Origin of the sequence: Thermosyntropha lipolytica DSM 11003 (genome assembly GCF_900129805.1) — a bacterium.
In the GTDB taxonomy this organism is placed as follows: Bacteria; Bacillota; Syntrophomonadia; order Syntrophomonadales; family Syntrophomonadaceae; genus Thermosyntropha; species Thermosyntropha lipolytica.
This window is the reverse complement of record NZ_FQWY01000023.1, coordinates 20,688-34,072: the sequence shown is the minus strand read 5'-3', so window position 1 is coordinate 34,072 and position 13,385 is coordinate 20,688. Positions and strand designations below refer to the sequence as shown.

Below are 13,385 nucleotides of genomic sequence, written 5' to 3'. Positions count from 1 at the left end.
TGAACGTTTACCCCGCTTGCTTTGCGAATGTTGGCAGCACGGAGTAACTGGTTGATCTTTAAAACCTTAAATAGTTTTGAAACTTCAGTTGTGACCTTTTCAGACGGATTAATTTGTTGTATCATTTAATCACGCATCCTTTCCGTTTGGATTGTTTTGGTTTCTTCCTTAATACCATTTTACCAAACGGGGATGCGTTTTTTGTTGTCAACAACAATTTTTTTGCTCAGTTACCCCCGATTTATTGCTGTTTGAGCAGGGTTTTCTGGATGCGAAACTTGAGTAAATGATATAAGGAAATTATGAACTTATCACACGAATTTAATATTTTTTGTAAAGGATTCTGGCATATATTGGCGAATTATCATTTCTATTATAATCTTTATAATCTTTTCAATAATAAAGTAAATGGAGGGGGACTTTTGTGAGTAAAAATTTAAAGCCAAAGCATTTATCAATAAGAGTTCACTGGCATGATAATGGATGGAATGGTACAGTATGTAAAAATCCTGCGGAAAATTATTGTTGCAGTGAAAAAGAAAAATGCAAATGTGAAGACAGTAAAAATGATTGGGGAAATGTGATTAAAGATAATAAAAAATATACAGAATGTATCCATAAGAGAGGGGCTTTTTTAGCTGATAAAAAGTTTCAGTACAGCTATGAATATTATGAATATAATGAAAAAACCACATTTACAGTTACAGTTCAGCATCCGCCTTATTCGGCAGCGGTATATCCTTTTAGATGGGGATGGAATAAATCAGATACAAATAAAAAATGGGACTACCTGAAGGATAAGGGAGCTATTCAAAAAGAAGGGCGTAAAATAAAAATTAATAGAGAGAGGGTCAATGAACTATTCTTTTCAGAAATAAGAAGTAAAGAATCCCTGTGCATATTTTATACACGAGCGGATAAAAAAATAGGATTTCCTGAAAGTAGCAGTAAAGGTTCTATTATGGTTGTGGGTATAGGCAGGGTACTGGAAGTTATTCAGGCTGAGGCAGATAGCAATGGAAATTATCCCTATGATGCCAATTTTATTCAACATTCTATACGAGGAGATTACCAGGACGGCTTTATTTTGCCTTATATAACATGCAGGGAAGAATTTTTAAAAAAAATCAAAGAAGAAGATTTGGAAAATTATATTGTTTATGCCCCTAATTATGATGAAGAGTTTAGTTATGTATGCGAGCATGTATCCGATGATACGGCAATTGAAGTTTTATTAAGCTGCAAGAATGCGGTAATAGATGCAGAAGCTTATGCTAAAGAATGGAAAGAGCGATATGGAGAAAATGTCTTAAAATGGATTAATGATAGATTAGGCGAACTTTGGCAGAAAAGAGGAGTTTATCCTGGATTGGGAGCTGTGCTGGAAGGAGCTTTGGGTTTAAAGCTGGGGGTTTTAATTGCTGAAGAAATAAAAGCCAATATTAAAGAAGATGAAGATCCCTGGGATTATGTAGATAAAATCTTTAAACAGCCGGATCAGGCCAAAAATCTGTTGCCGGAAGAATTGGCTGAAAAAATAACAGATGTGGTATGTCAAAAATGGACGAATATTGATAAGGATGATGAGAGCAAAGAATTTTTAAAATTGATAAGCAGATTGCAGCTTACTGTTGAAGAGGTTAAATATTTATTCGAGAAATTTAAGAAAAAAGATCATAAAGAGATGCTAAGCAATCCTTACCTTATTTATGAAAAAACGAGAGATTGGGTTAAAAATAATATTGATTTGGAAAGGGTTGACCGGGGAATTTTCCCTCCCACAAACATCAGAAAAAAATTTCCATTGCCTGGACCATCAGCAGTAAGTGATATTTCAGATAAGAGAAGAATAAGAGCCTTTATTATTAAAACGCTTGAAGAAGAGGCGGAAAAAGGCCATACTCTGATGCCAGTTGATGGGATTAAAGAAAAGATTAAAAAATTTAAAAATAGTGACGAGGATCCTATATCTTTAAATGATTATACCCTGAAAAATCTGGAATTTGGGGATGAAATTAAAGTTGTTGATGTATTCATAGGAAAAATTAAGAAAGAAGCCTATCAGCTTGATAGATTATATCGGGCTGGAGAAATTATCCGCGAAGAGATTGAAAAAAGAAAAGGGAAAACCATATCAGAACAAGTAAAAGTTGACGAAAATTACTGGCATAGTGTATTGAACAGAATGCTTGGGGAAAATAAAAATGGGGATCCCAAAGAGAAAGAAAGTCGAGATGAAAAAGTGAGTGCATTGGATAATATGATCCGCTTTCCTATTTTTGTTTTGATTGGACCGGCAGGTACGGGAAAGACTACTCTGCTGAAGGCTTTGCATGATTACATAACTAAGGAAGAAAAGGGGAAAATACTGTTTTTAACACCTACAGGCAAGGCAAAGGTAGTTTTAAAGGAAAAATTAAAAGATAGTGATTCATCTGATAATATTACAGTTTTTAATATTGCAGAATATTTAAATGATAGAGAAAGATTTTGGCCTGACAGAAAAAATCCTTATAAGGTTAAAGGGAAAAAAGAAGAAACTAGTGATTATGATAATGTAGTGATCGATGAAGCTTCCATGCTGACTGAAGAAATGCTGGCTGCAGTAATAGAGACAGTAAGCAATGCCAAAAGGATAATTCTGGTGGGTGATCCCGGACAGCTTCCTCCAATTGGTCCTGGAAAGCCTTTCGTTGATATTATTCGATATTTAGAAAATGAAGACAATCAAAAAAAGTGCTATGGAGAACTTACTGTACAGCACAGACAGGCAGAGGATTCTTTATGGGTAAAATTGGCTCGGACCTTCAGCTGGGGGGCAGAGAAAAAGACTAATAGCGTAATTAATGGTATGGATTGCAGCTTAAAAGAGGATAACATAGAGTGGTGGGAAGATAAAAATGAGCTTTATGCCAAGATAAAAAAGCGGCTGGAAAAGGATTTAGGCATTAAAGATGGAGAGAGTCTTAGAAAGTCATTTGGTTTTAATGATAAGAGAAAGCTTGAAAAAAATAAAGCTGAAAGCTGGCAAATTTTAACCCCAAAAAATTTTGGATTCGAAGGGGTTTTTGAGATAAATAAATTCATACAAAAGGAATACTACAATGAAAAAAATAATTATTCAATTAGCGATGAAAATAATGAATTTAAATATTTTTTTGGGGATAAGGTTATAAATATACAAAATAAGTATTATGATAAAAAATATTTTATTGCCAATGGTGAAATTGGTCTTATTACATTTGTTAACACAGAGGACAAAAATCGAAATATTACTGCAAATTTTATTTCTCAACCGGGTAATGTTTATTATTATGAAAATAAGAAAAAAGATAAACTTGACATTAAGGAGTGCCTGGATTTAGCCTATGCTTTGACGGTACACAAAGCTCAGGGAAGTCAGTTCGAAAAGGTATTTTTGATTTTGCCGAAATCATGGTTGTACAAGGAATTAATTTATACTGCTTTGACAAGACATGAAGAAAATTTAACAATTTTTATTGAGAAAAGTTTAAAAGATTCATTATGTGAAAACATAGACAAGATTAAGCGCAATAGTGCAATAGATAAAAGAATAACTAACCTTTTTTCTTCGCCATGTTTGATATTAATTGATTATAATGATGATTTTCAGGGTTATGAGCGTGCTGAATATAAAGAAGAACCCCTTATTCATCGTACAGAAAAAGGGGAGCTTGTAAGATCCAAATCGGAAGTTATCATAGCCAATATCCTGTATAAAAATAACATAGAATATAAATATGAAAAAGAGTTAGTATTATATGATGAAAACGGGGAGAGGAAAATTGTAAAACCTGATTTTACTATTATTATTCACAAAGATGGTGCTACTAAGGAATATTATTGGGAGCATTTAGGGATGCTTAGTAATGATTCATATAGGAAGAATTGGAAAAATAAAGAAAAATTATACAAGCTGAATAATATAACCAGAGTTGAAGATGGCGGTAACCTTATAATAACTGAAGATGATTTAAAAGAGGAAAAAGGCATAGATTCTGTAAAAATAAGTGAAATTATCAGCACTCTTTTTAAATAAAGGTTCTTTGTCAATAGTTGGAGTAGCAGGTATTAGTGGTTAAATACCTGCTGCTTTTTTGTACTATCGCCCTGGTCCTTTATTATTGAATAACTATACTCAATTAGCTTTTTAGCTGGAAGCTAAATGGTTTTTATGATTTGTATTTTGGGGATAACTTGTTATATAAAAGGCCTTTAGGGTAGCTGTTTTTCTATAATTTGTGCAGTTCAAGTTTATGCTGAATATTTCGCTCTCCCCGGCTCTTTTGACGGGGAGAGGGGATGCGCTAATTTAGGTTTTTTTCTATTTTATTTACTCTGTCTCTATTTCCTCTATCACTATTTCTTCTATATCTGGCTCTATTTCCTCTGCAGCGAAAAATTTTACATCCGGTAATATGTTAATACCGGAAATTATATATTTGTTGATCTTCTTAATTAATACATTATCATCTACCTGGAATGTCACACACAGACTGTCATTATTGTAATCAGATGCTAAAAATCTATCCTTTTTGTCTAAATACGGAAATAGAGGATGTTGGGAATCAACAATTTCTATACCGTTTTCTTTGGGTGTTATAATATCAGCGATACCTTCCCGGTCAGCGTATTTTATAAGTTCTTTAATCTTTGACATATTTCCTTCCAAAATTACTACCACTTTAAAAGCAGATGTGCGTCCCCATGCGATATTCAAGGGGCTAAGCGGTATTTGTATATCGGGACTTATTTCTAATAGAGGAGTCCCCAGCTTTTCTTTATTAATATTAAAATTGGCTGGCCTGGCTTTTACGAAATTATGTTTTTCACCATGTATGATGAAAAAGTCAATAATTCCTTTGAATAATTCCTCATAAATGAGGTCATAATTGAGTTCCAGGGTAATACACCAAAAATTGTAAGACTTGTCTATTTTGTAATTTATGATATAACCTTCCTGCTGTGCTATTTTCAAAGCTTTATGAAGTTTATTCTCATCGAAACTATCGGTGTAAACATCTAAACGATGGTTATATCCTATGTTAAGAACAGAAGATAATAAAGGTAAATTGTATTTCACATAGTCCATTTTGCTTTCCTCCTTTTTAACTAGGTTTAAACTATTAAGCTGTACTTATTTTTTATTAGACACCTATCTTACTTCAGATCATATAATATGGTACCACCTCCTGTATTTTTATCTATATACCTATAATCCTGGGAAGAAAATTTTTGCCGCTTATATATGTAAATAACTGCTGAAAATTTAAGATTTTTTCGCAATTTTTTTATACAGATTTTTTATCGCGTGTCATAATTTTAAATTATGGCCAAAATTGTTTTTAGATTTTAACTTCACTGGCATTACGGGCTGTATTTGCTTTTATACAGTATAGAGAATAGTAGATGGGTTAATAGGTACAGATTATGGAGGATAAGCTGGGAATAAGAAAGTGGGAAAGTAGATTAACAAGGTGTAAGTAAGGAATTATAACAGGTTTATTGTTTTACATTATTTAACCATGACCTTATGCAAATAGAAACGATTGGGGGAATGATAAGCGGGTAAAAAATACCGGCCGCAGCCGAATAGATTTTACCCCTTTCTCACCACCTCTGCGGTAAAATCCTGCCCGCCCTGGCGCAGGTTTATACGGGGATAGAGCAGGCTGTAGATGTTGCCGGCTTTTACATCCAGGCTCAGCATTTCCCGCAAAACCGGGTTTTCGCTTTTGGTAAGCGCTTTTTTTACTTCACTGCCGCGGCTTATTACAGGCAGGGGTGAAGTTTTCTTTATTTTTTTAAGCAGCTTCTGTCCGGTTTCTGAAAACCCTAATATCCTTATATACTGGGGGCCGTATTCGTCAAAAAGCTGGGCCTGTTTCCAGGTAAAATCGAAAAGGGCATAAAGCAGGGTGCGGTTTATACGGGTCATGCTGTAACGCTTGGTTTTTATGTTTTGTCTGAGCTCTTCAATATCGGCACTCTTAAAAGCGGCTTTTTTAAATCTTCCTTCCAGGCCTTCTTTTATTTCATATATGTTTATTAAGTCTTTTTCTGGCATGGTGCGCAGTTTAAACAGTATAAGGTTTCCCAGTTCTTCTTCGAATACGGGAGCATATCCTTTTTCTATTTCTGTTTTGAGAATTTTAAAGCTGGTTTCAGGTAGAGACTCTTTTATCCGGGATAGGGGAAGGTTGTTTTTTAAAGCCTGGCGGATAGCAGTTGCACTGGCAATTTTACCGAGTTCGGTACTGTGATAGCCGCTCCCGGTACGTTTTATGACGATAGGCTTTATATCAAGCTTTTTTTCTTTTATATTGCGCAGATATTCTACCCCTAGTATGTCATTAGGATTTTTGATAAAATCTTTAAGGTCTTCCTGTTCATCCAGGATGTCTTCCAGGGCGCGGGAACGTGCGGCAGGAAAATTAAGTCCCTGGTCCAGATAATGCTTGAGCCGGGATTTAAAGAGAGGCGTTTCTTCCTGCCAGTAATCGGCCAGGGTATTAAGCTTTTCCAGATCGCCGCTTTCACTGCCGAAGGCGATATGGCTTACGATGCCGGTAGAGGCAAGAAGGCTTACTCCCCCCCGGGCAAAGTAGTAGGCACTTCTTACGGCAAAACAAAAGGGAAGCTCTATAATAAGGTCAGCTCCAGCGGCCAATGCCATTTCCGCTCTTGCCCATTTGTGGCATAAGGCTGGTTCGCCCCGCTGCAAGAAGTTGCCGCTCATGACACAAATTATCCCCTGGAAATTTTCTTTTTTTGTGGCTTCTTTAATGAGATGCAGATGTCCGTTGTGAAAGGGGTTATATTCAACAATTATGCCTAAAACCGACATATTTTTTACCTCACAGGTTATTTTTATAGCCGATATAAATATTGCCAATATCTCATTAATTTATGATAAAATAAAATGTGAAACATGTACACATGTTTCGGTGATGGAAAAAAGTAAGGGAGGTTGAAGGGATGAGTTTGCTCGCGCAAATCAGGGAAAAAGCGGCTAAGAAGCAGAAAACCATCGTTCTTCCTGAAGGTTTGGAAGAACGCACCCTTATGGCTATTAAGCCGATTGTGGACAACAAGATTGCCAGGCCGATACTCTTGGGGGATGAAGGGGAAATAAGGGCTAAGGCCAGTCAGATTGGTGCTGACATTTCCGGTGCGGAAATTGTTAACCCTGTAAAAGCACCTTATTTTGATGATTATGTACAGGCATTTTATGAAATGCGCAAAGACAAGGGTGTAGATCTGGACAAGGCTAAAGAATCTATGCTTAATCCTCTGTATTTTGCTTCGATGATGGTTAAGATGGGACAGGCTGACGGCGAAGTAGCCGGTGCCGAAAATACTACCGGAAATGTTTTAAGACCTGCTCTCCAGATTATTAAAACCCAACCTGGCATTTCTGCTGTTTCCGGAGCTTTTATCATGATTGTTCCTGACTGTGAATACGGACATAATGGTATTTTTGTTTTTGCCGACTGTGCAGTAACACCTGTGCCTACAGCTGAACAGCTGGCAGATTTTGCCAAGGCTTCCGTAAACACGGCGGTTGAACTCTGTGGTATTGATGATCCGAAGATCGGTATGCTTTCTTTCTCCACCAAAGGCAGTGCCAGCCATGAAGTAGTGGATAAGGTAGTCAAAGCTACCCAGATAGCCAAGGAAAAATTCCCGGAACTGAAGATTGATGGAGAACTGCAGGCTGATGCTGCTCTGGTTCCCAAGGTTGGCGCTTCTAAAGCTCCGGGAAGTCCCGTAGCCGGACAGTGTAATATACTTATATTCCCTGACCTGCAAGCTGGTAATATAGGCTATAAGCTGGTACAAAGGCTGGCAAAAGCGGAAGCTATTGGACCTATCCTTCAGGGTATGGCCAAGCCGGTTAATGACCTTTCCCGCGGCTGCAGCGTAGAGGATATTGTTAATGTGGTAGCCATGACCGCAGTAAGGGCTTAATTATTAAGTAAATTGAAGAGTAAATAAATTAAGGAGGTAAACAATAGATGAAGGTTTTGGTAGTTAATGCAGGTAGCTCATCTATAAAATATCAGGTATTTGATATGACTACGGAAACAGTTTTGGCTAAAGGGTTGGTAGACCGGGTAGGTATTCCGGGAACGACTCTAGAGCATAAACCGGCCGGCAAAGATGAAGTAGTGATCAAGAAAGATCTGCCTGACCATACGGAAGGCATGAGGCTGGTTCTGGAAGTTTTAACTAATGAAGAGTATGGTGTAATCAAAAGCATGGATGAAATTGGTGCGGTAGGACATCGGGTAGTACATGGTGGAGAAAGCTTTGCTCAATCGGTTATTATTGACGACCATGTTAAGAAGGTTATCCGGGATTGTTTCGATATTGCTCCTCTGCACAATCCTCCCAACCTCATGGGGATTGAAGCATGTCAGGCTTTAATGCCTAATGTTCCGCATGTAGCTGTTTTTGATACTGCTTTCCATCAGACGATGGAACCGGCTAATTATCTCTATGCTCTGCCTTATGAAGTATATGAAAAATATCATGTAAGAAGATATGGATTCCATGGGACTTCTCACTATTATGTATCGCATCGCGCTGCCGATATGCTGGGCAAACCTTATGAGGAGTGCAAGATAATAACCCTGCATTTAGGAAATGGAGCTAGTATGGCGGCTATCAAGAATGGAAAAGTTGTCGATACTACCATGGGCTTTACTCCTCTGGAAGGGCTGGTAATGGGTACCCGCAGTGGCGACATTGACCCGGCTATAGTATTCTATCTCATGGAAAAACTGGGTATGGATACCAAGGAAGCTAATAATTACTTCAACAAAAAATGCGGTATGCTGGGACTTTCCGGAGTGTCCAATGACCTGAGAGATATACTGGAAGCTGCTAAGTCCGGAAATTACAGAGCCCAGATCGCCCTGGAAGTTTATTATAACCGTGTAAAAGGATATATCGGCAATTATATTGCTAAACTGAACGGCTGTGATTGTCTGGTATTTACCGCCGGCGTTGGGGAAAACGGCTGGGATATAAGAGAAAATATATGCAAAGATTTAGATTATCTGGGCATCAAGATTGACCCTGAAAAGAATAAAGTAAGAGGAAAAGAAGTAGATGTAGCTGCTGAAGATTCCAAGGTAAGAATATTTGTAATTCCTACCAATGAAGAGCTAGTTATTGCCCGGGATACTTACAGATTGGCTCAGGGTAAATAATTCTAAATCATTTTAGATAATCAAGATACAGGCAGATATTTCCTGCCTGTATTTTTTTGCCTCATTTGTATATTTATTTGTTTTCTGTTATTATCCTAAAATAAAGACCTTTAATTTATATAATTCCTTGTGCTTTGGTTGACAATCAAGGTGTGGGAAGACTATAATTATTCTGGTGTTTTTATGGGGTGCATATTATGAAAATAAATCTTAAGGAATTGAAACAAAAGACGGTAGATAGTGAGGATTACAGCTTTAATGCCAGGTTCAGTGATGAATTACTGCTTCCTTTTCGGGGAAGGTTTTCCGGCCCGGTGAATGTAGAGCTGCATGTGGAGAGCACGGGAAAAGTTTTTTGGGCCGCAGGAGATTTGCGGACGGGAGTAGTTTTTGAGTGTGCGCGCTGTTTGGAAGAGTTTATATTTCCGGTAAATATAGAGCTGAATTTTAATATAGCGGATACGGTTTACCGGAATGATTTTACCGAGGAAGAAGTGGTTTTTGTAAGCGGTGATGAACTGGATATAACTTCTTATCTGGAGGAAGAAATCCTGCTTTCATTACCGATGCAGCCTTTGTGTGATGAAAACTGTCAGGGCTTGTGTGCAGGCTGTGGAGCCAATCTTAATCTGGAAAGCTGCAGGTGCAGTGAAAAGGAGATTGATCCACGCTGGGAAAAACTTAAACAATTAAAAACAGGGAAGGAGGTTTAATCCGTGGGTGTACCAAAAAGGAGACAGTCACATTCCCGTAAAAACAAGAGGCGTTCTGAATGGTTGAAGATAGAAAAGCCGGTTCTGGCAGAATGCCCTCAGTGCCATGAATACAAGCTGCCTCATCGGGCTTGCTTGAATTGTGGGTATTACAAAGGGAAAAATGTTATGTAATTGGTGTAAATATATTGCATTTTAACCAAAAAGTAAGTTAAAGTCTTGTTAAAAGACTTAAAGCTTACTTTTTGTTTTTAAGGAGGATATGAGATGAGGATTGCTCTTGATGTTATGGGGGGCGATTATGCACCGCAGGAAATAATTGCAGGAGCCGTTGATTTTGTAGAGAGAGAAAAGTTAAAGCTTATTCTGGTAGGACGCGAAGAGGTTATAAAGGAAGAACTGGCAAAATATAACTATAAGGGCGATCTTTTGGAGATAGTTAATGCTTCCGAAGTAATAGGGATGGATGAGTCTCCAGTTGCAGCTTTGCGCAAGAAAAAGGATGCCTCGATAGTAATAGCTACTAAACTGGTGCGCGAAGGGAAGGCGGATGCGGTAGTATCCTGTGGCAGCACAGGAGCGCAAATGGCAGCAGCTGTATTTATCCTGGGACGCATGGCAGATATTGAACGCCCTCCTATTATTACTCCTGTTCCTAATCAGAATGATGGCTATACTTTTTTGATTGATGTAGGGGCTAATGTTGATTGTCGCCCCCGTCAGCTCTTGCAGTTTGCCCTGCTGGGCAAGGTCTATGCTTCGGCGGTTATGAACATAGATAATCCCCGTATAGCTCTTCTCAATAATGGAGAAGAAGAAACTAAAGGCAGCCATCTCTATGTGGAGGCTTATAATCTTTTAAAAGAAGCCGGGGAAATAAATTTTATCGGCAACATAGAAGGCAGGTATATTTTTGACGGCAAAGCCGATGTAATTGTGTGTGATGGCTTTACCGGCAATATAGTTCTGAAAACTATTGAAGGGGTTTCGCTATTCATTGCTCGCAATGTAGCCCGGGAGTTAGGGAAACTACCTTCCTTCTTCAGTAAAATGGACTATACTAAAATAGGAGGAGCTCCGCTTTTAGGGATAAATGGAGTAAGCATTGTGTGCCATGGAAGTTCGAAGCGCGAAGCGGTGTATAATGGTTTGTGCGTGGCCCGGGATTGTGTGGAAAAAGATATAGTAAGGAAACAGGCGGCCATGCTGGCACAGATGAAAGAAAATTAGGCCCAAGAAGCAGGTGGGTTATTTTTAGCGAAAGGAAAAGACAGGAGGGAAAAAGCTTATGGAAGAATTTTTTGTCCAGGCAAGAAGGTTTTTGGCCGAACAGTTAGGTATTGAGGAAGACCTTATTCAGATGGAGACTACTTTTGAAGAGATCAATGCTGATTCTATTGATATTGTTGAGATGATAATGGCTCTGGAAGATATATATGATGTGGAATTTCCGGAAGAAGATTTAGAAAACTATCCCACGATGGGCTCTCTGGTAAGTGCTCTCTATGAATATCTTATGCAGGTGAAAAATGCCTAATGATTTGGAAAATGCGGTCCGCTTTTTACAGGATAATGACCTCTGGTTTAAGAATCCTGAACTAATACGGATGGCGCTTACCCACCCTTCCTATGCTCAGGAAAAAAACAGCCTTTTTAATAATCAGCGGCTGGAGTTTTTAGGTGATGCGGTACTTAATTTTATTGTGGCTGAATATCTCTACAATAATTATCCGGATAAGCCGGAAGGGGATCTTACCAGGATAAGGGCCAAAGTAGTGTGTGAAAAGTCCCTGGTAAAAGTGGCGCAAAAGATAAATTTAGGAGATTATCTTCTCTTAGGCAAAGGAGAGGAAAAGTCGGGCGGCCGCAAGCGGAAATCTATTCTGGCTGATGCAGTAGAAGCAGTTATCGGTGCTATATACCTGGATCAAGGTTATGAAAAGGCCCGGGACTTTATTCTGCTGCATCTTAAAGATTATATCGCCGAGAGCGCCCAGGGGGATTATTGTGATTACAAGTCCAGGCTGCAGGAAATGGTGCAGGCCAAAAGCAGTGAAAATGTAAGCTACAGCATTATCAAGGAGACTGGACCTGCACACTGCAAAAATTTTGTTGCGGGAGTTTTTTTTCAGGGGAAACTTATAGCTACCGGTGAGGGTAAGAGCAAGAAAGAAGCAGAACAGAATGCGGCGGAAAAGGTGTTAAAGGAAGGACTTTTGCCATTCGAAGTTGAGAAGGGGAAGTAGATTGGGAAAACATTTTAATATACCGATTTTTATACCTCATTTAGGGTGCCCTTTTAACTGCATATTTTGCGATCAGAAAAAGATTGCTTCACCTCAAGGGGTGCCGGAGGTAAAGGATATAAAGGATATAATTGAGGAACATCTGGCTACTATTCCCGAAGAGGCTGAAGTAGAAGTTGCGTTTTTTGGCGGGAATTTTACCGCTATCAGGCGGGAAAGGCAGGAAGCCTATTTACGTCAGGTTTTTCCTTATATAGAGGCGGGCAGGATAACAGGAATAAGGATTTCTACCCGTCCTGATTATATTGATGAGGAGATTTTGCTTTTTTTAAAATCTTGGCAGGTTAAGGTTATCGAACTGGGAGTGCAGTCTTTGCATGATGAAGTTTTAAAAGCGTCACACAGGGGATATAGAGCCGGTGATGTTTTTAAAGCTTGCCATCTTATAAAGGGACATGGGTTTATGCTGGGGATTCAGCTTATGGTAGGCTTGCCTGCTGATAGCCATTTGCGCTCTCTTGAGTCAGCCCATCTGGCAGCCAGTCTTAAACCAGATATGGTGCGGATTTATCCTACCCTGGTTATATCAGGGACGGCTCTGGAAGAGATGTTTGTAAAGGGAGAATATAAACCCTGGAGTCTGGAAGAAGCGGTAAAGACGGCAACTGATATGTTTCTCCTCTTTGCCTCTCAGGCTATTCCCGTTATACGCATGGGACTGCAGCCTAGCGAAGAACTCCGTTCCGAAGGGGTAGTAGTAGCCGGCCCCTTTCATCCCGCTTTCGGTGAACTGGTAAAAGGGGAAGTTTTTTTAAGGCAGAGCGAATTGCTTTTGGCTGCTACTCCGGATTTACAAAAAGAAGAGGAGATAACCTTTTTTGTGCATCCGCGCGATGTTTCGAAAATGACAGGCAACCAGAAGAAAAATATAAGATATCTTAAAGCCAAATACGGCTTTCGCGCGGTCAAAGTGAAGGCTTATTCCGGGTTAAATGAAGGAGCTTTAGGTATAGGACAGGGAGAAAAACTGTATAAGGTCTGGGAAAGGGAAGATTTTCTAAAAAGGCTGCCTGTTTTTGTAGAAAAAGGCTAAAGCAGCGAAGACTTTAGCCTTTTTTTATGGGTAAAAATAGAAAGACGTCGCTTTTTTAAAAAAGGGAAATTTATGCTTTTGTCAAATAAATCAA

At 38.7% G+C, this 13,385-nt stretch carries 11 protein-coding genes; 9 read left to right on the top strand and 2 right to left on the bottom strand.

Annotated elements, in window-relative coordinates; genetic code table 11:
- Positions 1–424: 424 nt before the first annotated feature.
- On the top strand, positions 425–4,060 hold the full coding sequence (locus BUB92_RS07415; protein ID WP_073092271.1) for an ATP-dependent DNA helicase: 3,636 nt from the start codon (positions 425–427) through the stop codon (positions 4,058–4,060).
- A gap of 294 nt (positions 4,061–4,354) precedes the next feature.
- Here BUB92_RS07415 and BUB92_RS07410 read toward each other — a convergent pair whose 3' ends face one another.
- Together BUB92_RS07410 and BUB92_RS07405 are read right to left on the bottom strand one after the other, a co-directional pair.
- Positions 4,355–5,113, bottom strand: a complete 759-nt coding sequence (locus tag BUB92_RS07410; protein ID WP_073092268.1) for a hypothetical protein — start codon at positions 5,111–5,113, stop codon at positions 4,355–4,357.
- Between the two features lie 507 nt (positions 5,114–5,620).
- Positions 5,621–6,868 (bottom strand): nucleotidyltransferase, encoded by a 1,248-nt coding sequence (locus BUB92_RS07405; protein ID WP_073092266.1) that lies wholly within the window; start codon positions 6,866–6,868, stop codon positions 5,621–5,623.
- Between the two features lie 131 nt (positions 6,869–6,999).
- On the opposite strand from BUB92_RS07405, the gene pta reads away from it, so the two are divergent.
- The 8 genes from pta to BUB92_RS07365 all read left to right on the top strand — a co-directional run bounded on the left by pta (position 7,000) and on the right by BUB92_RS07365 (position 13,291).
- Entirely contained in the window at positions 7,000–7,992 is a 993-nt protein-coding gene (gene pta / locus BUB92_RS07400; RefSeq protein WP_073092264.1) for a phosphate acetyltransferase, read from the top strand.
- A 47-nt stretch (positions 7,993–8,039) separates the two neighbouring features.
- Positions 8,040–9,239, top strand: coding sequence for an acetate/propionate family kinase (locus BUB92_RS07395; RefSeq protein WP_073092262.1), 1,200 nt, complete (start codon positions 8,040–8,042; stop codon positions 9,237–9,239).
- A gap of 197 nt (positions 9,240–9,436) precedes the next feature.
- Positions 9,437–9,952, top strand: a complete 516-nt coding sequence (locus BUB92_RS07390; protein ID WP_073092260.1) for a YceD family protein — start codon at positions 9,437–9,439, stop codon at positions 9,950–9,952.
- A 3-nt stretch (positions 9,953–9,955) separates the two neighbouring features.
- Positions 9,956–10,126, top strand: coding sequence for a 50S ribosomal protein L32 (rpmF, locus tag BUB92_RS07385; RefSeq protein ID WP_073092257.1), 171 nt, complete (start codon positions 9,956–9,958; stop codon positions 10,124–10,126).
- Positions 10,127–10,219: 93 nt separating this feature from the next.
- Positions 10,220–11,182 carry a phosphate acyltransferase PlsX gene (gene plsX / locus BUB92_RS07380; protein ID WP_073092255.1) on the top strand — a complete coding sequence of 321 codons (963 nt, stop codon included), beginning with the start codon at positions 10,220–10,222 and terminating at the stop codon, positions 11,180–11,182.
- A 58-nt stretch (positions 11,183–11,240) separates the two neighbouring features.
- Complete coding sequence (locus BUB92_RS07375) at positions 11,241–11,489, top strand: acyl carrier protein (protein WP_073092253.1); 249 nt, start codon at positions 11,241–11,243, stop codon at positions 11,487–11,489.
- On the top strand, positions 11,482–12,198 hold the full coding sequence (rnc, locus tag BUB92_RS07370) for a ribonuclease III (RefSeq protein WP_073092251.1): 717 nt from the start codon (positions 11,482–11,484) through the stop codon (positions 12,196–12,198). The genes BUB92_RS07375 and rnc overlap by 8 nt, the downstream gene beginning before the upstream one ends.
- 1 nt (position 12,199) lies before the next feature.
- Complete coding sequence (locus tag BUB92_RS07365; RefSeq protein ID WP_073092248.1) at positions 12,200–13,291, top strand: elongator complex protein 3; 1,092 nt, start codon at positions 12,200–12,202, stop codon at positions 13,289–13,291.
- Positions 13,292–13,385 lie beyond the last annotated feature (94 nt).

What these genes read in the sequence shown, in the direction of transcription:
- BUB92_RS07410 (WP_073092268.1), bottom strand. Translation starts at nt 5,113, where the DNA reads ATGGACTATGTGAAATACAATTTACCTTTATTATCTTCTGTTCTTAAC.
- rnc (WP_073092251.1), top strand. Translation starts at nt 11,482, where the DNA reads ATGCCTAATGATTTGGAAAATGCGGTCCGCTTTTTACAGGATAATGAC.
- BUB92_RS07375 (WP_073092253.1), top strand. Translation starts at nt 11,241, where the DNA reads ATGGAAGAATTTTTTGTCCAGGCAAGAAGGTTTTTGGCCGAACAGTTA.
- BUB92_RS07390 (WP_073092260.1), top strand. Translation starts at nt 9,437, where the DNA reads ATGAAAATAAATCTTAAGGAATTGAAACAAAAGACGGTAGATAGTGAG.
- pta (WP_073092264.1), top strand. Translation starts at nt 7,000, where the DNA reads ATGAGTTTGCTCGCGCAAATCAGGGAAAAAGCGGCTAAGAAGCAGAAA.
- BUB92_RS07395 (WP_073092262.1), top strand. Translation starts at nt 8,040, where the DNA reads ATGAAGGTTTTGGTAGTTAATGCAGGTAGCTCATCTATAAAATATCAG.
- BUB92_RS07405 (WP_073092266.1), bottom strand. Translation starts at nt 6,868, where the DNA reads ATGTCGGTTTTAGGCATAATTGTTGAATATAACCCCTTTCACAACGGA.
- plsX (WP_073092255.1), top strand. Translation starts at nt 10,220, where the DNA reads ATGAGGATTGCTCTTGATGTTATGGGGGGCGATTATGCACCGCAGGAA.